The sequence below is a fragment of the Cerasicoccus frondis genome, assembly GCA_031296915.1.
In the GTDB taxonomy this organism is placed as follows: domain Bacteria; phylum Verrucomicrobiota; class Verrucomicrobiia; order Opitutales; family Cerasicoccaceae; genus Cerasicoccus; species Cerasicoccus frondis.
On sequence record JAVDPC010000039.1, the window covers coordinates 1 to 21123 of the forward strand.

At 49.6% G+C, this 21123-nt stretch carries 22 protein-coding genes; 14 read left to right on the top strand and 8 right to left on the bottom strand.

Going from position 1 to position 21123, the window contains the following annotated elements:
- The first annotated feature begins 136 nt into the window (after positions 1-136).
- From RBB63_RS21235 to RBB63_RS21250, 4 genes are all read left to right on the top strand, one after another.
- Positions 137-2011 carry a ParB/RepB/Spo0J family partition protein gene (locus RBB63_RS21235; protein WP_309387232.1) on the top strand — a complete coding sequence of 625 codons (1875 nt, stop codon included), beginning with the start codon at positions 137-139 and terminating at the stop codon, positions 2009-2011.
- A gap of 149 nt (positions 2012-2160) precedes the next feature.
- Positions 2161-2310 (top strand): hypothetical protein, encoded by a 150-nt coding sequence (locus tag RBB63_RS21240; protein WP_309387233.1) that lies wholly within the window; start codon positions 2161-2163, stop codon positions 2308-2310.
- A gap of 18 nt (positions 2311-2328) precedes the next feature.
- Positions 2329-2538 carry a hypothetical protein gene (locus RBB63_RS21245; protein WP_309387234.1) on the top strand — a complete coding sequence of 70 codons (210 nt, stop codon included), beginning with the start codon at positions 2329-2331 and terminating at the stop codon, positions 2536-2538.
- 77 nt (positions 2539-2615) lie between these two features.
- The gene (locus RBB63_RS21250; RefSeq protein WP_309387235.1) at positions 2616-3047 is read left to right on the top strand and encodes a hypothetical protein; all 432 of its coding nucleotides are present in this window, start codon (positions 2616-2618) and stop codon (positions 3045-3047) included.
- Here RBB63_RS21250 and RBB63_RS21255 read toward each other — a convergent pair whose 3' ends face one another.
- On the bottom strand, positions 3048-4427 hold the full coding sequence (locus tag RBB63_RS21255) for a DNA polymerase Y family protein (RefSeq protein ID WP_309387236.1): 1380 nt from the start codon (positions 4425-4427) through the stop codon (positions 3048-3050).
- A gap of 8 nt (positions 4428-4435) precedes the next feature.
- On the opposite strand from RBB63_RS21255, the gene RBB63_RS21260 reads away from it, so the two are divergent.
- The 3 genes from RBB63_RS21260 to RBB63_RS21270 all read left to right on the top strand — a co-directional run bounded on the left by RBB63_RS21260 (position 4436) and on the right by RBB63_RS21270 (position 5736).
- Positions 4436-4726 (top strand): hypothetical protein, encoded by a 291-nt coding sequence (locus tag RBB63_RS21260; protein WP_309387237.1) that lies wholly within the window; start codon positions 4436-4438, stop codon positions 4724-4726.
- Between the two features lie 206 nt (positions 4727-4932).
- Complete coding sequence (locus RBB63_RS21265; RefSeq protein WP_309387238.1) at positions 4933-5199, top strand: hypothetical protein; 267 nt, start codon at positions 4933-4935, stop codon at positions 5197-5199.
- A 324-nt stretch (positions 5200-5523) separates the two neighbouring features.
- Complete coding sequence (locus tag RBB63_RS21270) at positions 5524-5736, top strand: hypothetical protein (protein ID WP_309387239.1); 213 nt, start codon at positions 5524-5526, stop codon at positions 5734-5736.
- A gap of 51 nt (positions 5737-5787) precedes the next feature.
- Here the strand turns inward: RBB63_RS21270 and RBB63_RS21275 are convergent, their stop codons facing one another.
- The 3 genes from RBB63_RS21275 to mobF form a co-directional block, all read right to left on the bottom strand.
- A complete protein-coding gene (locus RBB63_RS21275) occupies positions 5788-6510 on the bottom strand; it encodes a hypothetical protein (RefSeq protein ID WP_309387240.1) in 723 nt (240 codons plus the stop codon).
- Between the two features lie 78 nt (positions 6511-6588).
- The gene (locus RBB63_RS21280) at positions 6589-7137 is read right to left on the bottom strand and encodes a hypothetical protein (protein WP_309387241.1); all 549 of its coding nucleotides are present in this window, start codon (positions 7135-7137) and stop codon (positions 6589-6591) included.
- Positions 7137-10550 (bottom strand): MobF family relaxase, encoded by a 3414-nt coding sequence (mobF, locus tag RBB63_RS21285; RefSeq protein ID WP_309387242.1) that lies wholly within the window; start codon positions 10548-10550, stop codon positions 7137-7139. The genes RBB63_RS21280 and mobF overlap by 1 nt, the downstream gene beginning before the upstream one ends.
- Before the next feature lie 168 nt (positions 10551-10718).
- Between mobF and RBB63_RS21290 the strand changes: the two genes are divergently transcribed.
- The 3 genes from RBB63_RS21290 to RBB63_RS21300 are packed head-to-tail and all read left to right on the top strand — an operon-like array spanning position 10719 to position 14263.
- Positions 10719-13640, top strand: coding sequence for a type IV secretory system conjugative DNA transfer family protein (locus RBB63_RS21290; RefSeq protein ID WP_309387244.1), 2922 nt, complete (start codon positions 10719-10721; stop codon positions 13638-13640).
- A complete protein-coding gene (locus RBB63_RS21295; protein WP_309387246.1) occupies positions 13619-13834 on the top strand; it encodes a type II toxin-antitoxin system Phd/YefM family antitoxin in 216 nt (71 codons plus the stop codon). Before RBB63_RS21290 ends, RBB63_RS21295 begins: the two co-directional genes overlap by 22 nt.
- 3 nt (positions 13835-13837) lie before the next feature.
- Entirely contained in the window at positions 13838-14263 is a 426-nt protein-coding gene (locus RBB63_RS21300) for a type II toxin-antitoxin system VapC family toxin (RefSeq protein ID WP_309387248.1), read from the top strand.
- A gap of 14 nt (positions 14264-14277) precedes the next feature.
- On the opposite strand, the gene RBB63_RS21305 is transcribed toward RBB63_RS21300, so the two are convergent.
- From RBB63_RS21305 to RBB63_RS21320, 4 genes are all read right to left on the bottom strand, one after another.
- Positions 14278-15753: a replication initiation protein gene (locus RBB63_RS21305; protein ID WP_309387250.1), complete on the bottom strand. Its 1476-nt coding sequence runs from the start codon at positions 15751-15753 to the stop codon at positions 14278-14280.
- A gap of 932 nt (positions 15754-16685) precedes the next feature.
- Complete coding sequence (locus tag RBB63_RS21310) at positions 16686-17630, bottom strand: DUF3991 domain-containing protein (protein WP_309387251.1); 945 nt, start codon at positions 17628-17630, stop codon at positions 16686-16688.
- Positions 17631-17693: 63 nt separating this feature from the next.
- On the bottom strand, positions 17694-18053 hold the full coding sequence (locus RBB63_RS21315; protein WP_309387253.1) for a hypothetical protein: 360 nt from the start codon (positions 18051-18053) through the stop codon (positions 17694-17696).
- The gene (locus tag RBB63_RS21320) at positions 18050-18622 is read right to left on the bottom strand and encodes a ParA family protein (RefSeq protein WP_309387256.1); all 573 of its coding nucleotides are present in this window, start codon (positions 18620-18622) and stop codon (positions 18050-18052) included. The genes RBB63_RS21315 and RBB63_RS21320 overlap by 4 nt, the downstream gene beginning before the upstream one ends.
- A gap of 432 nt (positions 18623-19054) precedes the next feature.
- Between RBB63_RS21320 and RBB63_RS21325 the strand changes: the two genes are divergently transcribed.
- From RBB63_RS21325 to RBB63_RS21340, 4 genes are all read left to right on the top strand, one after another.
- On the top strand, positions 19055-19291 hold the full coding sequence (locus tag RBB63_RS21325) for a hypothetical protein (RefSeq protein ID WP_309387259.1): 237 nt from the start codon (positions 19055-19057) through the stop codon (positions 19289-19291).
- On the top strand, positions 19288-19605 hold the full coding sequence (locus tag RBB63_RS21330) for a type II toxin-antitoxin system RelE/ParE family toxin (protein WP_309387260.1): 318 nt from the start codon (positions 19288-19290) through the stop codon (positions 19603-19605). Before RBB63_RS21325 ends, RBB63_RS21330 begins: the two co-directional genes overlap by 4 nt.
- Positions 19602-19952 carry a hypothetical protein gene (locus RBB63_RS21335; RefSeq protein WP_309387261.1) on the top strand — a complete coding sequence of 117 codons (351 nt, stop codon included), beginning with the start codon at positions 19602-19604 and terminating at the stop codon, positions 19950-19952. The genes RBB63_RS21330 and RBB63_RS21335 overlap by 4 nt, the downstream gene beginning before the upstream one ends.
- 160 nt (positions 19953-20112) lie before the next feature.
- On the top strand, positions 20113-21033 hold the full coding sequence (locus tag RBB63_RS21340) for an N-6 DNA methylase (protein ID WP_309387263.1): 921 nt from the start codon (positions 20113-20115) through the stop codon (positions 21031-21033).
- Positions 21034-21123: the final 90 nt, after the last annotated feature.

The window sequence follows — 21123 nt, forward strand, 5'->3', positions numbered from 1 at the left end:
ATGCCCTCCAAACCGGCCCCGCCTCCGGCGGCCTGGCATTGCGCGTTGCCTCCCCGTTCTCGCCGAAGGGCAGGTTTTGCGAGCGAGCGAGCTGTGCTTCGCTCATCGAAAACCAACCCAAATAAAGGAGAATACCATGAGTAAGACAACCGCAACCAAGTCCACTAAAACAGAAGATGGCACCATCGAAGTGCCATTCAACAAACTGATCCAAGACCCGGAGAATGCCCGGAAGACCCGAACCAATGACGGTATCGATGCCTTGGCCGACAACATTCTTGCCGAAGGCCTGCTGCAAAATCTGGTCGTTCGGAAAGCCACTGGCGGGAAGTTCGCCGTTACTGGCGGGGAACGCCGGAGGCGCGCCCTTGCCGTGCTGGTCAAGCGCAAGAAGATCAAGCCCACGCACAAAGTAACGTGCAAACTGATCACCTCCCAGCATACCAGCGCCAGCCTGTCTGAGAACATTCACCGTCTGGCCATGCACCCCGCAGACCAGTTTGAGGCATGGTCGAAAATGCACGACCAAGGCCTCAGTGTCAGCGAAATAGCCACCCGCCACGGAGCCACCCCAAAACTGGTTGAACAGCGCCTAAAGCTCGGACGGCTCTCGCCCGTCCTGCTCGATGCGTTCAGAGAAGGCCAGTTTGACCTACAGGCAGCGTGCGCCTTTACGATCACTGACGACCATCAACGGCAGGAGACAGTTTACGAGTCCCTGAAAACCCATTGGCATGGGTTGCATCAGGATCATATCCGGTCCGCTCTCACCGAAAACGAAATCCCAAGTTCCAGCAAGATCGCTAAGATCGTTGGCCGCGATGCCTACGAGGCCGCCGGAGGCGAGATTCGCACCGATCTCTTTGAGGACGTCGTTTACTATAAAGACGCCGATCTGCTGACCAGCCTTGCCACCAGCGCAATGGAAGCCGAGGCCAACCGACTCAAAGTGGATGGCTGGAAATGGATTGAATATGCATTCGATGCTGACTACACCGCTGGTCAGAGAATGCGCCAGATTCACCCCGTTGAGATCGATCTGTCCGACGAGGATCAGGCCAAGCTCGACCAGCTCAACAAGCGCTATGACGAGATTGTCGAAGCGGCCAATGGCGGAGATGATGAACTCTATCAGGAATGCGAGGACATTGAGACCCAACGGGACGAGCTCGAAGCCAAGGCGCACGCCTTCACCGATGAGCAGAAAGCCAGCGCTGGCGGGTTTTTAAGCCTCGACCATCACGGCGAGTTCGCCGTTCGACTCGGCTTTATCCAGCCCGAAGATGATGAGCAGATGGCCGCAGCGAAGAAAAAAGCCAAGGAGGAAAAAAGCGCCAAGAAACCGGATCTGAGCCAATCTTTGAGTAATGATCTCTCCGTTATTCGGCTGATCGCCTTCAAGCTGGAATTGCTCAAAAACCCGACCATTGCCCGTGACCTACTGGCTTTCCACACCATCAAGAACGTGTTGGCTCCCTATGGCACGCTTGACAACAGTCCATTCTATTTAACGACCGGAAAAGTCGTTGGAAATCCGTCTAAGGAACATGGGTTTATGGGGGATTTCGATGCGCCCGACCTTCTTGAGTCGAGAGTGTCCAAGCTCCCCCTCGCCTGCTTCGAGATCGAAGACGACGTAGAGGCCTTCGAGGCCTATCGCGCCCTGACTGATGACGAAAAAACCAGCCTACAGGCCTATGCCGCCTCAATGATGGTTCGCTATCAAAACAACACATTCGACCACACGGCCCAGCTCGTGAATATGGATGTGCGAACCTACTGGACTCCCAATGCTGATTTCTTTGCCCGCACAACCAAGCGGTATATGCAGACTATGGCCGGAGAGATCATTGATCAGGCCTTCGTTCAACGGCACGCCAAGAGCAAGAAAGGCGATCTGGCCAACGCAATCGGGGATGCAGTCGATCCCAAGACTGAAACCCCATTCATCACGCCAGAGGCACAGGCGAGACTGGCTGAATGGTGTCCAGAGTGCATCAGAAACGACTAATATCACAATGGGCTGGCAGTCGAATCGACCGCCAGCCCATTTATCCTCACCAACCCTAAATGTAAAAAATTTGCAAAATGCGGGGACAGCTCTAAAAGGAGCCAAAATTTAGTGTAAAGAATCATGAATAAATAAGGAGAAATATATTTATGAGTATCGAAACACTAATCAAAATCATCGAGATGATGATCAGCCTGGCTGGCGTCATCAATCCAACAACCGCCCTTTGCATCGTATCCATCATTTTGGCGCTCGCAGTTTTGGCCTATATTTGGAAATTGCCGAGGTCGCAGCGTTAGACTACCGATTAAAGCACCATGAGCACCGATATCGCCGTTGGCTATCCGACCGATCCACACGACAAGCGCCGTGTGGCCGTCTTGCTCAATCATCTGAACCTGACGACCAGTCAGTTTCTCGAATACCTATACGAACAAGGTTTCATTGAGGAAAAGACCACCTGGGTCACAACCGTGCCAACGGCCACCATCATGAAAGCCGTCGATTGGATGGAACAAGGAAGCTGATAACCCACGCTCCTGTAGGGAATCGTGTTATCTTTTCATTGTCATCAGAAGCCGCAACGCTCTATAGTCTGCCCGATATGGCTGAGGACAACGAGAATCCCGATGAGACCCCGACTCCAGAAGAGCAGCGTAAAATGCAGCTGGAGATGATTACCCTCATGGGTCGTATCCGCCGTGAGATGGCAACGAGCGGTAAAAGTATGGAAGAAGTCGCCCAGCAATTCTTGCAAAAAGAATCCCGCCAGGAATACCTGGATCGAAACGAGGACGCCGTTGAACAGGCAACCCAGCTCATGGATAATCCTGAGTATATGGCGCTGTTTGAAAAGATGCTCGCCACAACTGACCCTGAAGAAAAAGAAGCCCTGGGAAACAAGATGCGCGAGATGGCTTACTACAACGTCGATATTGAGGCCCTTCACCGTAAGGTGAACGCCAATAATCGACGATTGGTAGCCGAAGGCCTGCTGCCGCCTGAAGCCCTAATAAATCCGAAGAAACGCGAGTAATCAACTGCGCTCCAGAAAGTGCGTCTTGCCCTCGACGGCATAGCGCACGCTTGCTGGCATGAGGCTATCCAAACCATAAGTATTGTTCACCCTGTCCATTGCGTAAAAGAGGCCTCGAAGCTTTTCATCTTCCTGGAAGAACAACTCTAATTGCCGCTGATCTTCCATCTCCTGTGTGCTCAGACCAATGCCGCGGATTCTGTGACCTTCCCCCAGAAATCGGCGCACCAGTGGCATACCCGATGCGATGCAGGCCTCCGCGATGTAACTATCCAGATTGGTCAGGCCGTCCGTCCGAAAATCAAACCCGACCCCCGTCCACGTGTTATCCTGGAATCGAATATATCCATGATACCGTTCTGCGCGCCGGCAATAGCCCCGCATCCGGTAACACAATTGCCGGACCGCCTTGGTCATTTCCCCCTGCACCCGGTCCGGTTCATCCGTCCAGTCCGAGAACGTGTGCATATAGCCCACCTCTTTGGGAACATGATTCTCCGGATCTCGGACCATCGCACAATCCCGACCCGTCGCCGTTTCCCAAAGCATCCGGCCGAAATACGCGCCGAATAATTTTTGGAATGCGCCGGGCCCTTGGTCAACCGCATCCTGAATGTTCGACAGACCGGCCGCCTGAAGCTTCTCGAATCGCCTCGATCCGATGCCCCACACTTCCTTTAGAGGCAAGGGATATAAGTATCCCCTGGCATCCCCTTCCGTCAAAATCAGGGTCAGGCCATTGGGTTTCTTCAAATCACTGGCCAGCTTCGCATAGGTTTTTGAATAGGAGATCCCGATCGAGCAGACAAGCCGACAGCGCTGGTAAATCTCATTGCGGAGCTGATCGCCGAAGGCGCGCAGATCCTCGCGGGATTTTCCCAGGAGATACGATATGTCCAAAAAACTTTCATCCATCGAGTAAGCTTCCGTTTCCGGCGCATAGCGCAGGAAAATACGCTTGGTCTCGCGACTTACGGCCACATATTTTTCGTAGTGGACCTGCAGCGGGATCACAAACGGACAGAGCTGCGTTGCCTCCAAAAAGCTCATGGCGGTTTTAACGCCGCAGCTGCGGGCCTCGTAGCTCGATGTCGCCACAATGCCCCGTGGCGTGCCATTCTCCTTTCTCCAGCCGCCAATGATGACTGGCAGGCCGAACAGATTATAAGAGTGCTGTTCAACCTGCGCATAGAAGCAATTCATGTCCACATGCAGATACAGACGATTTTTCAAATTACTGGGATGCTGATGATCCGCCGCAATTGTGCTGTAAAGCGTTATCCGATGGACATTTCGGATTAAATCATAGCCTGGCGCTGGCCCGTTCATGGTCATCAATCGAGAATTCGCCCTTGATGGGTATAAAAATTTGAGCATCATGATAATTTGTGCAAAATGCCGCGCCAAGAAAAATCAATGTCATTGCCCTGTTCGCCGCTTTTAAGGACGACCAGGTCAGGCGGCGCATTACCCCCTACCGTTTTTTCACCCAGGAGGGAGACGAACACGAAATTGCCACGATTCGCCGAGTCTACCAGGACAAGGTAGGCTTGGCCCTGCATGTCCACTTCGTCGTGAAAACACGAGCTGAACGCTACTTTGACATCGTTTATGATACCAAGGCCGTCCAGTGGTCAATCGCCGTGGAGATCGAGGAGCATCTTTTTTTCACGGACTGACTCCATCGTCACTCTCACTGCTCTTTTGGCATGGCGTCTCCATCGACGCCAACCTGCCCGTTAGCGAAACACAGAACCGGCCCGCGTCAATGGGCCTTCCGCCGCAAGCGGTCTCCCGAGAAGCCCATGACGCAGATGGGCCGAACCCGTGTTGTCGCTCGGTCATCGGCTGGCAATGGAGCCAGCCCCGAACCAAAGGAGACCACATGAAATTTCAATTAGGAGAAGTCGTGATTACAAGAAACGCGGCTGAAACGCTGAATCTCTCGGACGCATACGAAGCGCTTATTACCCGTCACGCTCAAGAAGACTGGGGTGACGTGTGCGCCGAAGATGCCCAACTCAACGAGGATGGCTTGACGCATGGCCAAAGGCTCATGTCTGTCTATACAGACGCCCAAGGTATCAAGTTTTGGATTATCACTGAGTGGGATCGCAGTGTCACAACTATCCTGCTTCCTGAAGATTACTAAAGAAAGAATCACATCACGCTGATATACGATCCGATCCTGGATGCCTTCACCGATCAGGCGTCCGGCTTCGGGTTTTATGCCGATCAGATGAATAAGCGACTCCATTGCATTGGCCAAGCCCTCAACCAACACAGGCCTTTTACCGTCACTCTGAGGGAAGACCTGAAAATTTATGCGCAAGGCTCAACGACTTATTTCCGGTGCCGCCAGCGGCATTCCAGCGCGAAGCAAATAAGCCATTGAAATTCTCAGTCTGACCTTCCCTCGGCCGAGGTGTCAGAAAGGCTGTGATGGTCACGGCCTAGGACAACAAAGGAGTATCTTATGTCCGATAAACAAACTAAAAAACCTGAATCGAAACAACCTGATTTGGAAATTTTCCACGAACGTCTACGAATCGGCGTGATGTGGGAACACAAAGCAGGCTTCAGCGTCCGGCTGAACTACATTCCCATCATTGATGTGGATGGCCGACTTTCCTACCGCTCGTTAACCGAGGACGAAGGAAACCTGGTTGCCTTTATTCCAAAGGCCTAACTTTCACGGAGTCGTCCCCAACTGGGGGCGGCTCCCTTATTTTGCCGCAGCCTAACGGCCAAGTAGCTGATTGAACGCTGCTTTGGTGAGCCCCTGCCCTGATGATCCCATCTGTGACTCATTTTCCTGAGACGTGGCCCGTGCTTCAATTTTTTCCAGAAGTTCGTTGAGCTGTGCGACATCTTCAAACATCTGAATCTCAACATCGAGAAGTGCCGCGCGATCTTCTTGAACCTTTTCATTGATCGCCGCTTCCATAGATTGCGTCATAGCACTCTCGGATTTTCTTGGTAAAGAGAAGCTCGTTGCCGGCTGGCGACTGAGATTAACCCCATAATTATCCGGGAGAGTCTGAATGCTGTCCTTCGCCATTACCATGCGACTCCATGTCGGAAGACCAATCACCACGGATTCACTGCCACTGGCGAGGTCTTCGATCATTTCCGGCCGATAGGTGTCGGAAAGCGTCTGAATAGCATCCGGTAGTTTTCCACCAAAAGGTGATCGACCTGATTCAGCAAGGTATTCGTGTGATTTCCGAATGTTAGCGAGCAGCGCGATGATTTTGACCAGGTCGTTTCGCTCGGCTGTCGTAAATGGTATTTGATCAAGATAGTCGGCACGAGCCAACGACTGAATCAGTGAATTTTGATCTGATTGTTGAACATTCGGGTGCTCTTGATGGAAGCGACCCTTTAATGAGGCCGTATGTTCGCCGTCGCCAGGCTTGTGGCTTAGAAAATCTGCAATTCTTGAAAGCTGTTGAACCGGCACATAAACCTCATACGTGTTGATCTATGCGTATAGTATTAGGATACAAAGGTTAATAATGTATTAAAAATTAATGGTATTTTATGATTCCCGAACCCGCTCATTCCCTTTAACTGGCGAGCGCACGAATTCTATTTTCTCGACGACGAAGGGTGCGCCCTTGGCTTTTTCCAGCTTGGCATTCTGATGAACACCAAGCCATTTAATTCGATTCTGACAAAGCAAATCAAAGACATACTGGCTTTCCTTGCCAGAACAAGTAATTCGCACTTCATCAATGCCATTCCCAAAACTCCGGATGATCAAATCACCGGCGTCCCAGGTGACAGGCTCCAAATGAGCTGACTGCAAGGCCTCGCACCGGGCCTCATGGGTCCAGAACTGCACCCGGAAAGCTGATTTGACCAGCGCCTCATTCTCATTGATCGCCTCATACCCTTCACGAACCTCGAAACTCTGGCCCGGGATTTTGGGTTCATAGTCAGGATTGCCCAGAGTTTCCGAGTCAGGTCCCCCCTGCCCCTGGTCTCCGAGCTGAGCCTCGTTATCTTGCTCTGGCGCGACGATCTTTCGGCCTGCCTCACCAAGCTTCATCTTATTGAATAAATCTCTACCTTTTTTATTTGCCATCAAAGTTGCCTCATGAGTTCTCGAACCAAATCCTGTTGCTGTTGAACTTGCATCTGGACCGCAAGCTGATGGCCTTGCTCGCCCATCAAGCTGTTTTTCGCCAGATCAACGCCGATTTCGAGAGCTTTCTCCCTCAGAGCCTCGCCAACCATTTCCGTGGCCGACATGCGTGTATTGATTTCCGAAGCCCTTTCTTCGAGGCCGACAACATCGTCAGTAACGATCATCACATCATCCTTGCCGCGGCTCACCGCAACCAGGAACTTTGTTAGATCCGTCGCACCGAGCGATGTTTCGCGGAACGAGGCAAACACCTTGTCGGCTTCCATGCCCTGCGATGATTCCGGGGTTGTATAATAGCCGTGACGCAAGTGGCCGTAATCTTTCGGAATAACGCCGTGTTCCTTGGTGACCAGGTCGCCGTCTTTGGTGAAGCCAACCACATTGATCGAATCGCCGTTGTAGATGTCCACACCGTTCTTCGATGTCCCGTTGCGCGTAGATTGAAGGCGATCCCCTGCCCCGATCTCGATGGCCATGCGCTCATGGACGGAAATTCGATCAGCAGCCGTATGAATGGGAAAATTCTCCAGTTTGGGATTCTCATGCCCTTCCCGAACGACCATGACGGTCCCCCTTGAGCCATCATAGCCCAGGACTTCGGCCGCTTCGCCTTTTTCCCAATCGTCAAAGGCTTGTTCGACGCGGATCACCATGCCGGGTTCGTATTTGTAATACTGCGCCCGGTCCGCAGGGTCCATGTGTGTGGGTTTCAGGGTGTCAAATTCCCTGGCGTCCTGGATTCTGCCGGCATCCTTTAGTTTGCCGCGAATGGCGGACGTGTATTGCTCTCCCTCAACATGGGTTGGTGAGACGATCATTGCGCTCTTCCCCGTGCCTTTGGTGTAATTGACGTATTGATCGCTCAGATACTCGGTAAGCGCCACATCCCGCTTTTCCTGGTCCGATTGAGCTTCAGGCTGGCGCAAATGGCCGTAATCCTTGGGAATAATCCCGTGTTCGTTGGTAATGATGTCCCCCTCTTTCGTAAATCCGGCAATCTTGATCGGGTCATCATAGCCGATCATGGTCCCCTGTTTGGATTGCCCCAATTTTGTTGAATGCAATCTGTCGCCAGTCGCGACCTGAATCGATTCACGCTCGTGGACGGAAATGTGTTTCGCGGCTGACTCAACCGGGAAATATTCGTATTCTGGATTCTCCTGATCCTTACGCACCACCACGACTTTACCCCGCGATTCATCGACCTGGACTACCTCAGCTGAAGCGCCCTTCTCCCAGGATTGAATATCTTCCTCGACCTCGATGATCATGCCAGGCTCGTAATTCGAGTATTCGCAGCGGTCAGCTTCTTCCTCCAGGGCAGGCTTTAAGACCTCAACCTCTCGTTTGTCTTCCTGTCGCTTATCTTGTTCGACTTCCTCCGGATCCGATTCCGTTTTATGCTCCGGCTCAGTGCGCACTTTTTCTTTTTCAGAGTCATCCTTGGCGAGCTCAGATTCTTTGACCGGATCGCTGAATCTCGATTCACGCTCTTTTTCGTCTTTCGACTTTATGGTTTTTTCGTCCACGATGGCCCCCATCTTTTTCAATATGGCAACCGCATCAGAAACCCGACCTTCATTGATCGCCTTAACGGCTTCCCGGTATTGGTCGTTTTTCTGACGGAAAATCTGCGTCAATGTTGCTGTGTCGAGCCCGCCAAATTCTTCAGCAATCCGTAGCGCGTCGCCACGTTTGACCCCACGCGTTTGTTGGGTATCGCCACCCAGGACGACCTTGGCAGCACCATTTTCCGCCGCGATCTGGAAGATTTTCAGCATATCCTCGACGCCAAGCATCCCGGCTTCATCCACCCAAAGAACCTTGTCTTTGAGTGATTTTTGAACCCGGTCGCTTCGCAGGAGCATTTCGACGGTTTGGGCCTGTTCAAAGTCCACTTTCAAGCGGCGATTCGTTAACAGCGCCAACGGAGCAAACACCGCGAGTTCTTTCCCTATCGTCCCCAGCCCGGCGTCCACCTCGCCCATCAGGGTCGTTTTTCCACTGCCCGTGAATCCACGCACGCCAACAATCCAGGCGTTAGATTCCATGACCAGGCGAGTAGCTTTTTCCTGTTCACGCGTGTCGTATCGGGGGTCGTTGAAGATGTCCGTTTGGAAAACGTATTCATCATCAACCAAAGCGGCCTTGGCGTTTTTGCCTTTGCGGATATAGCCAACAATGGCACGTTCCTGGGCCAGAACTTTGCGCGTGGTAATCATTGTTTCGCCGTTGAGACGGCTCACGATAATGTCGTCACGAGAATGCAAGGCCTCGACAACTTCCTTTTCGGTCACGGAGGTAATGCCATGTTTCAAGGCCTCGGCGTAAACCCGCTCGATCTCGACGGTCGAATGCTTGAAAAACACCTTCTCCAGAGCATGATTGACTGCTTCCTCGACCGTCGATGTCAGCTGCCGGGGAACATTGCCCACCAAGGCATTTTCCAGTCCCTCGATCTCCGGCCAGAGCTCGCGGTCCGATCCATACCAGATGTCCCAAAGCTCGGACATCGTGAAATCCTTATTCTTGTTCTCACGAATGAGCGCGCCGACGGCCGCCTTTTGGGCAGGGGTCAAATCGCGCTCTTTGGCGATCCTCTCAATGAGTTCCGTCCGCCGGGAATAGCGCTCAATGGTTGCCCGTGTGACGCCGGCAATCTCGAAATACTTATCGGTTTTGGCAAGCTCGAATCCGAGTTCTTTGAACTCCTGGGCCAGCGCCGAGTGATAGAGTTCCTGGTAGAAATATGCCTTTTTTTTGATGGGCCCAAACTGGCCCGCCTTGAAGCATTGATCTTCCTCTGAGTAAGTGGCGTTGAAGACCGGCACGTGCATATGAACGTGGGGATCAGGAACGCTATTTACCGGACGGGTCGTAAAATGCAGGAACGATCCATAAACCATGTTGCCGGTTTTAATGTCATGGTTAGCCTTGTCCTTACGGACCCGCGTATGCATTTCGGCTTCCATCCGATCCATCGTTTTGGCAACAGCTCGCTCCATTGCTTCGAGGATGCGTTTATCTCCCGTATAGGTGTAAATGATGCTGGCCGACTTGGGCAAATCGAAGGTGAAATCGTAAAAAACCCTCCGTTCAGTTTCCCCAGTTTGCTTGTTGATAACGCCATCCCTGGGGGTGAGCTTTTCACCTTCTGGAGTCCGATTTTCGCACAGTCGATGGAAATCATCGCGCTCAATCGCTCCGGAGAGCCCAAGCATTTCGGCACCCTTGCCGCCCCAGGAGCCCGCCACTTCTTGATCCTCCATATAGTAATCACCACACTTCAAACTTTCGTCGAAGTATTTCTTAGCTGCCTCTTGCGAGTTATTGGCGTAGATTCGGAGCATCCTTACTTTTTAGTGAGCGAGTATCAGTAAGAAAGGGGGCAACCACAAGTTGTCCAGAGAAAATCTTCAGACATCTCCCCTTATGCACAATGTCACGCAAAAGTCACGAAACTACGGACTGATTTTCGTTGTGCTGTGAATCTTCATGTGTATTCCATATTTTCTATTATGGAATCGGACGACGCTGCTAAATCCGACGCTCTCTATAGCCGCCCTCCGTGGACGCCACTGGAGATGACAAATGCTGACAAAGAGGCCCTTCAGTATTTTGAGCCTCATGTGAAACCTATATCTGAGAATCCAGAGGAAACCGTTCTTCTGGAGTTGCCCCAAAGGAAGTTTACTTTGTCCGACGCCCTCACCGGAACGCTCGTGCTTGGCGCTAGCGGAAGTGGTAAGACCAGCGGAATCGGAGCTTACCTAGCGAGGGCTTATTTAAGGGCTGGAATCGGCGGCCTTGTATTGACCTCGAAGTATGACGAGGATGATGGGGATTTGCAACTCTGGCAGAGGATGGCCGCTGAATGTGGTCGGGAACAAGACCTACTCGTAGTGTCCGATGACGGTGAGAACCGTTGCAACCTTCTCAATTATCAAATTTCCGGACCGGGACACACCTACGCACATCAAATTTTGGAATGGATTTTAACCGCTTTTGAAGTGTCGCAGGGCGACGGACGTGATGGCGGGGATCCGATCTGGAAAGATGCGATGGAAACAATGCTGCTAAACGGTATCCTTTTGTTGCAGTGTGCGCATGAAGAAATTTCACTCGAGCGCCTCGACGAGATTATCCGAAGCGCCCCAAAAACCATCTCCGAAGTCGATCTTCCGGAGAAACGCACATCTTCTTACTGTTTAAAACTCATTGATCTGATCGAACAAGAAGACGATTTTCAGGAAGAGAGAAATTCTAAGAACTTTAAGAGTGCCTTACGATATTGGACAGATAGCTATCCCAGCCTTTCTCCCAATACACGCACCAGTGTCGTGTTTACTTTTCAGTCGGTGTTTTCTAAACTGGCAATTGATCCATACAGTAGCCTGTTCGATTCCGATACAAACTTTGTTCCTGAGGACTCAATACGTGGCAAAATCATCATCATAAATTTGCCGATTAACTTATTCGGCAAGACAGGTAAGATGATTCAGGTCATGTTCAAATTTGCCTGGCAGAAAGCCATGCTACGCCGAACGAAAAAGTATCCTCCGGTTTTTCTTTGGGCCGACGAATGCCAGTGTTACGCCTACTCGAAGGACACCGATTTTCAACCGATGGCGCGATCAGCTGGCGTCTGCACCGTCTACATGTCTCAAAGTCTGGCCAAGTTTCGTATCGAATTGGGCCATCAGGTTGGTGACGATTATCTCAATGCAATGGCCGCATGTATGTCCGAGAAATTTTTTCATCGGCTGGCCGACCAGGATACCCAGCAATGGGCATCCGATCTATTCTCAAAGGAAATTATCAGATTGCGGAATCAAAGCGACTCAACGGGACGAACCGAGGGAAGCTTTGAAGGGGAAAACAAAGGCTACCAGGAAGGGGAAAATGCAGGCCGGTCTAGCAACTACGGTCAAAGCCCAACGTCAGGCAGGCAGTCAGGCACCAGTGAAGGCAGGAATTGGGGAGAGAATCGTGGAATCAATGAAGGCACAAATGAGCAGAGCACGGAGGGTTGGAGTGAAACGATTGAGGCGAAAATCCAGCCGGGCGCATTTGGCGAGCTCAAACACGGCCGACGAGAGAATCAATTTTGCACTGAGGCAATTTTCATCTCACGAAACCAGGGTTTGGTCCGACCCGCCAAGGTGTCTTTCTTTCAGTTAATTTATCAAAAAACGCCGAGACCTAGCGGAAGGAAACCTGTGAGCATGATCTACCAGGATCACCACTCTCTGAATTTCTGTCGAGCGTCAGTTCTCGAAGCAAATCTTACCACGGACCTCAAGAACCGTGGGCTCTTCGAGGCCAATCCTGATCGTGGCTACTTGCCGCAAATCACCCTGATCTATTCCTGGGAATATCCCCCGCTAACCGAAGCAGATATTCAGCCCATCCGGAATATTGTTCAGACGAACAAAGACCAAAACGCGCAAGAATCTCAAAAACGTCTGGATGAAGAGGCCGCACGCCGCCGTGTGGAAATCCAAAAACATCATCTCCAGCAAGCCCTGCAATACTTTCAAGAGCCGGAAAAACTCGGTAAAACCCACTCAAACTACACCACCTGGCTTATCCTAAGTGTCGTAATTTGCAGTATTGGCGTGAACACTCTATTGGGCATCCTATCATTGACTCCAGAGTATTTTACCGAGTGGGAGCCATGGAGAATTTTTGGTTTCTTTACTGCCTCAGTATGCGGTCTTTTTGCCAGTGCATTGGCGCTCGCGTGTTGGATCAAGAGGCGACCCATCATCAAAATAACCAAGAAAATTTATCGTTATCCGCTCGATCTTCAGGACGAGGCGGTCAGTCGCGTGGTTAACAATATGTTGATTCAAGTATATATCTTGAATTCAACCTGTCGCCTGACGCTGACAGCGTGCTACGCTGCCGTCGCTGCAATGTCAGTTACTTTCCTGACCCCTACCCTATCCTATTTGGGGCTTCTTCCTGCCGTATTTTACGGGCTCTTGTTGCAACTCACGATGTTGTTTCCCTTCACGACTCTCGAACTCAAGAATTTATCGGCATTTAAGAGGAATATCTACAAGTTTGATATTGGATTTTGGATGCGCTTGGGAGCCTCTAGCGCCGCAACTTTAATCGGTTTCCTAGTGTTTTTCTTCCTCGAATACTTCGACCTCGTTGGCGCATCACCGATTGCGTTCCCTTTACCTATTCCGGATCACGTGGACTTTTATCGCGGTTTGATCATATCGCTGACCGTATGGACCGTTTGCAGTGCCGGCATTTTTCTTGTTTTAGAGCACTTTATTATACGGCCACATTTGGACCGATTCGATTTTGTGAAAAAGCATCGGGCCCTAGTCAGTAAGCGTATTGAGACAATGGAATTAATGAGTGAAGGTGACCTTAAAAGCAAAAGAAAGGCAGCTAAAGAATGGCTAAGAAAACCACTGTAATTACCCTGAAGGAACTCAGATCGTTGAAGAAGGAGGCGGTGCGAGACATCCAGGCCGGCCAGGAAATTGTTCTTACCGATCGAGGGGAGCCCTTCGGTAAAATCATCCCCTATAATCGCCAGAACCAGGCTAAGGATGCGCTCGGCCGTATTCGACAACGCCGCGAACGGCGATTAGCCAAAAAAGGAGTCTAAGCCATGAAATCCACTGCCAAGCTGATTCTACATCCCTCTGCAATCGAAGACTTGTATTTCGGAGCTGCCAGCAAGGAACTTGTGGCCATCGAGGAGGCCCTGGGGGAAGGCATGAAGGCCTTCGTGCCAGAATCCTTTATGACCCGACTCATTCAAGCATTTCTGGATAGAGCTGGCCGTGGCGAGCTAACGGAATCAGAACTCAACGATGAGCTGGCCGAAATTGATTACCTTCCTATCGAGATTGAGCCCACTGTCCCCTACCCTCGGCAGGATATATTGAAAATCGCTCAAGGACATCATCTGCCCGCGAACGATGCGGTCTATCTGTATCTAGCCCAAAAGGAAAAAGGATTGTTGGTTGCCACAAATGGACAAGTGCTTGAAGCCGCCAGGTCCATGAAGGTTAAAATCTTTACGGAGCTGTGATCGTCCGAAAAATGTCATAGTTCGCGATTTTCTTCATTCTCAAGCCATTCCAGTGCCTTCTCAACGTATTTTCTTTGATTAGGACTGAAACTGTCCAGATTGCTGACAGCAACTGAACGATACGTCAGCGGCTGAAATGTTTCGGGGAATCGATCCATGAAGAAGTCTTCTCGTAATCCCATGAGCCTATATTTCGCCAGTGGATCATCGCCCTTAACCTCATCTATCCATGTCTGACGTAAGTCATACCTACTCAGATGAAGATCTTGTGTGTTCTTTTCAAGAAACTGACGTAGCTCTATTTCTGTCGCTGGCTCCATTCCTTCGGCTAGGAAGACGGCTGTATTCCGTTGTTCTCTCTGCAATAGACCTTTCAAGACTCCAACGACATCCTGGACGTTTTGGGATACCTTCTCTGCATCCATCTTGGCCTTTAGCTGCGCTCGAGCTGTCTTCTCTGCTTCATGGCGATCCCGTTGAATAAGACGGGCCAGGCCTGCTCTCTCATCTAGTTTCTTGGCAATAAAACCACCTGGATTCTTAACCTCAAATCCTGATCGGTTCATTTCTTCCAGTGCAACATCGAGGCTCGCTCTGGTTAACTCTAAACCATCACGTATGATAATCTTAGTCGGATCACGAGTGTATCCGGCCGCCAAAATGTCTTCTATCAGTCTTTCCTCTGAATCAATCCGGTCCTGGTTGTCGTTGACAACCGGAAGGCCAAAATCGAGCTGATCTGAGGGCTGATTTTCAAATATCTCAAATACGATTGAGTGAACTCGCCTACCCTTTTTCTTCTCAGTGAATTTGAATCCAATATCAGTCGATTTCAAATCTTCCTGGGACGCCTTCAATATGCGCTTTTTGAAATCAGCATATAGCTTGTATTTTTTGTTGCCCAATTTAAATATTTCGCGAAATTCATCCAAGGTTATCTCTATCTTCCGGTTCTGATACTGGTAACTCTTCAGTATCTCATACATACGCTGGGAGTAGACACTTCGCAGCGGCACGATGTTTCGTAATGGAAAGCGGACGAAACCGCTTTTCAGCGCTAGGAAATATGGCTTCAGATGTGGATTAATCTGGATGAGAATGCTACTACCGTCATCAGATGGCTCAGCCATTGAGACATAGTTGACGAGTTTCGGATTTTTCCTCAAATTTCCGTTAGCGTCGCGGCCCAGTTCAAGCACCCGACTCATAAACCTTTTCGTTACTTCCCAGGTCTGCTGATGGACATGATGGCCCTTCAAGCCGGCAAGATCGGCAATTTCTTTGATCCCAACTCGATAAACTTTAAAATCGTCGTCCTCAGGGTGGACAGCTGCCACGAGCATGTTAAATATTCTTTTTTCCGCCAATGTAATCTGTGTCGGAGCAATCGCAAACTCATTGGCCATCGCGACCATTCCACGATCAATGAGCCCTTCAGGTAAGGGAACAGCGGCTTTTTTCTTGGCAATTTTCACTGCAACTTCTGACACTTCATTACTCCTATCTGCCGTAAACTATGCTAAATATGACAAACGTCTAGAACAAATGTCATATTATCCACAGTCGAATTTCATCCGTTTTTTGTCATAGTTGGCGGCGAATAAAGGCGATGCTTTCTTCTCATCGATTGTCATCCGCTTTTTGTCATAATACGATCCTGTGCACTCTCCGAATTTTGTCATATTACGGAAATTTTGAAGATCAGTCTTCTAGTGAAATCCGCATTATGTCATAGTTCCAGAGTCTGTAACTCTGATAAACACTAGCCTACAGCGCACGTCCGATATTTGTCATAGTTGCGTTTGCTGCCTCTCTATATCCGGAAAATGTCATAGTTCTGAAACAGACGATATCCGGAAAATGTCATACTTTTAAGATTCCCTATCCTACACCGGCTAATTCTGCTACAATTCTCTGAACATGAGGGTCACTATATTCCCGCTATCCGCCTTTTGTCATAGTCGATCCGGCAACAGTCATATCCCATCCGATTTATGTCATAGTTCATCCGAGTTTTGTCCGCCTTCTCCGATTTATGTCATAATAATACCGGAAAGTGTCATATTTAGATTTGTAAGTCATTGTTATTCAATGCTTTTTTGTGCTCTAATCACCAAACCAAGAATACTAATCAGGAATAAAAGAAATAAACACCATCAATAGCAAAGCACGTCTATCCGATATTTGTCATAGTTGACTGATGCTTCTAAACTCTGTCGATGGCTAAGATCATCCGTTTTTTGTCATATTTGTTGTTTCCTCAATGCGGACAATAGGTGGGTTCTGCTTCTCTAAGTCCTCGATTGGATACTCCGTAAAGGGACAATAGGAAATGAAGGTGATTAGGGTTTATCCTGCAAATAGCTCTTGTCGGCACCAAAGTGGCTAGAAACACTAGCTAGGACCCCCAGATGTCCTTTTCCTATTGTCCCGCGCATTTTTGGGTTTCAAGCACTTGATTCCAATCTTGTCCATTGGGAGGCATGTCTACAACGATTTCCTTCCCTGAGTCATTTAAAAGATCGCGAGCTTGTTCAGTTAGTCCATGTCCAGTATCATCGGGATCAAAACTTAGAATCACGCGAGCTCCTTTAAAGGCCATAACAGTCTTTTTTATCAATTCTGGTGTGTTGGGACTCCATTGGCCGGCCGTAGAGGCATACCAGCGGGATTTTCCGGCCCGTAGAAGCGCGAAACTAAGCGCGTTGACTCCTGACTCGAAAAAAGCCAATTCTGTGGCCTCTGGAGCCATCTGTGACAGCCATAGGCCCTTTTTCCCGCCAGGAGAGAATCCTTTGTATTGATTTCCACGAATTTCAAAACCACAGAGCCCCTCAAGGTCCTTGTGTGGAAAAATAGCATTCCCATGATAGCTAATCCGGATTCTCTCTTTGAATTCTGGCATTTCAAAGACTTCCGGCCCGATAGAACGACTCTCCAGATATGGATGATATGGCTTATGAGTGGGAATCCAGGTCTTGTGGTATTCTTTAAGCACTTTCTCCGTATCCGGACTGCATGGCACCACCTTCGACGCAAATAAACCAGAAGCTGGCCGTTCGACATTACCCCCCTGCCCCACCCACGGCCTGAGACGCAGTCGGATTTGTCCGAAATTATCAGACGTGCGATTTTGAACGAAATCTACAATTGAGCCATTATCACGATCATCACGAACTGAGAAATATATCCAGTGTCCATTTTGGCCATTAACGGTAACGACAATTTTATCATTGCTCGGACCACGCATCACAACGCTGTTTCGAGAGCTTTCCTTGCGATCCAGAGCGTAGCCCTGTGACGCGGCATATTCCGTTAAATTGATGTCCGTTTTGAAACTTTGGAGTTCTTGGTCGCGCGTAGCCATCAGAATCTCTCAAGGTTATTGTGGTGTGTTTGGTGTGTTTAACACCGTGAGGTGTCTTAGTGCCTATCGACGCGTGCCGTCTTTATTTTTTATGCGATCATAGACGGATTCGATGCTTTCACTGCTATTCAGAGCTAATGCCAGAGCAAATTCAATCATACCTTGTTCATTGAAGGGTTTTAACCGTCTTTGCATGAGCTCAATCTCCAGGCGCTCGATGTCTTGCTCCATCAGAGAATCAAAGTCAACCGATCGGCGTCGTTTGATCGTTGATTCTACTTTCGCCACGATTTTTTTCTTCGCAGCAGGTGCTTTCTTGCCGACATTGCTCTCCGGAACGTCCTTTTTCTGTGGCTGAATGCCGGACGTTTCCGCTGCCGGCGTGTCCATTAAGATACTCAAGTTTGGCTTCTTTTTGCTCATGCGATGATTTCCTCCACTACTTTGCCTAATTCTTCAATGCACTCAGTTGTCAGACTATCGGAACCGCCAGCCAGTGCGTAGGTATACCCTACCCTCTTGGATAAATGGTTTTTAAGTGCCTCTAATCCTAAAGCCTCCAATACCCCTTGACGTTGTGTGAAGGCGTGGGTCCGTGTGTTGACTTGATTAAAAAGCAAGCGGATATTCTCAGCACCATTAAGCGCTTCTCCCGTCTTTCTCGTGCGTCGGATGTCTGTTGGTGATAGTGCAAATGGTATAACGATCAGGTCACTAAGTTCGGCTATTTGAGCCATCTCTTCTTTTACGATGCCTCCAGGAGTGTCTATGAGAAGGTAGTCGTAGTTGTCATCATCTTCTGCCGCATCAAATAACTTAATCTTGTCGTGGTTGATGTTGCGCACAAAGGACTCTGTGTCTTTCCCCTGGTCTCGATCACTGACCCGCACGGAGGCCTTCTTTGCCGTAACCAGATATAGAGCTGACAGGCAGGTTAGCGTTGTTTTGCCGCATCCGCCTTTGAAATTCATAAATGAAATAATCTTTTTCATCTCTTTCCTGTGGTGTCCTGTGAACCTTAAGGTGTGTAAGGTGTTGTTTTAACCGTATGGTATTGTTGGTGCGTTTGGTGTGTCAAGGTTCATTTGAACCAAGAGGTGGTTCCGGTGTTGTAGGTGTTGCATGGTTGGTTCGGTGGTATAATAACCTTAAGGTTGAAGTGGTGGAGGAAGCACCGCAAGGTGATTGTGGTGTTGTGTGTGTCTTATGGTTCATGTGAATCATGAGGTTGTTGAGGTGTTTTAGAAACCGCAAGGTGGGTAATGCACCTTATGGTGCAATAGGTTTAATTGGTGTTCTATGGTTTATATTTAACCTTGAGGTTGATCGAACACCAAACACACCAGAAATGCCATATGCTTACATGGGTGGCGGTAAAGAAGACATGTTGACGAAACGCCTCAAATCGAGCTATAATAATTAACATGAAAATCGATATTCCAGCCAACACCGCGACTGCTAAGCGACTTGAGGCATACCAAGCCGCAGGGGGAGACGTGCTCGATGTGCTGGAAGTGGGCTTAGATCAAATGGATAGTGGCTTAGGCCTTAACAGCATTGATGATCTAAAAGCTCATTTAGAGCCGCTACTAGATCAGAAAACTGTCCCATTCGATCCGGCCGCTTTGCACGAAGAGTTTAAGGCTAAAAGAGCCAAGTGAAGCCGATAACGCTTACTCTTGCTGCCGTTGAGCGCCTACAGCAAATCTGGGAATATACAGATGAGCGCTGGGGAGAGGAGCAAGCCAGAAGATACCTGACTGGCCTACATAGCTCGATGGAAGACATTGCCAACTCATCTCGTCTTGGGCATATTCGCCAAATGCAGGTGAAGGGTAGGGTGGTTCAGTTTTTTCGCTACCAGCAGCACTTTGTTTATTTCACTGAGAAGGAAAATGAAGTTGTCATTTTATCCATTTTACACGGGGCTATGGATATACGAAAGAGACTGGCTGAGGACCTAAACAAGCTATGAGCGATGATCTTGAAAAAGACGAAGCGCTAAGATTGCTCCGCGAAGCAATGCAACACGGCGATTCGCTGAAATTCCCAGAAGAGCAAGTTGAGGCCGCCTTGGATAAGCTGGGACAGATTGCTTGTCATGACACCAGTGGTAGCCAGGTTGCACGCGGTATGCTGTGTTCTATGGCCGAGGCCGCCAACAAGATCGATGGGGACGAATATCAGTGGTCGCTCCTGGAGCTGAAGCGATTTGATTATCATTACCAACGAGACGCAATCATGCTGATACAATGGATGATGGGGCCGCAGTGGAACCCGGAGCTGGTTTGGGCCCAGATCGAGCGCTTTGAACGCGTTTAGTGCATTTACAATTGGGAGATTGAATACTTTCGTATGTGACGGTTTTCAAGCGCACCAATATTGGCTATAGAGTCCGGCTCAACATTAAGAGCATGGAGACTATGTGTCAGAAGCAGAAAAGGGTAGGGTGGCGAGCTTACGCGCCGAGTATCGCCAAGCCTTGGTCGATACTTTCGCAAATGATAAGAAATGGCCCAAGAAGCCTATTGCCCGGGACAATCCTGATATTCCGCCTCATGGCTGGTTGCTCCACGTCCTCTATTGGGTCGAGACCGAATGCTGGGGACGCTGGGAGCACTGGCTAAAGGTCATTCAGAATGGCAATGTGCTCGATGAGCCTATTCCTCAGATTGAGTTTGACCCACACTCCGCAGCTCCTGTCCGGAAGATGCACGAGAACGCGCTCAACAGCATAACCAGGTCCGGAGGCTGGGAAGGGTGGGGGAGTTGGGATTTATTCAACTATTACCTCGATTGGTTATTGTATGGGTTTGGTCATCCTGGGCAGAAAGAACCGCCTAAAGAGCCCGATAGAGGAGCCTTTGACCGTCTTTACCAAACATATTGCCTCGATATCATGATTGCCCGTCCCGCTGACGTATTCGGGGATCTCATGGCTGAAAATCGACACGGGCGGGGGAGGGGGTTCTACCCGACTCCGCACAATGTTTCTGAGATGATGGCCCGGATGCTCATGGAGGGGGATGATTGCCGGTTTAAGACTGTTTGTGACCCGTGCGTTGGAACGGGCCGGTTGATCCTTCACGCCAGCAACTATTCATATCGCCTGTTTGCCCAGGATGTTGACGAAACCGTTATTAAGGCCGCCTTGGTAAATGGGTATTGCTTCGCTCCATGGCTTGTCAGGCCATTCTTCGATAATGCGAAATCATCAAGTGCGGAATTATCTGATAGTCTTACCGAGCAAGCGCCGCCTCATGCTGTTGAGTATTTGAAAGGCACCGAGCACGACGGTGAAAACCAGTATCTTTTTGAACCTATCAAGAAGCGCCGTAAAAAGGGTGAGCCAGAGATCCAGCAGGGGCTATTGTTTAAGAATTTCGGGGAGCATGGCCGGTGATGGCTTACCCATGTGTCGCGCGAAATTCGATCTTTCTCGATTGCAAGAGGTGTGTGGGGGTATGCCGAAATTCTAAAGCCCTAACATTTG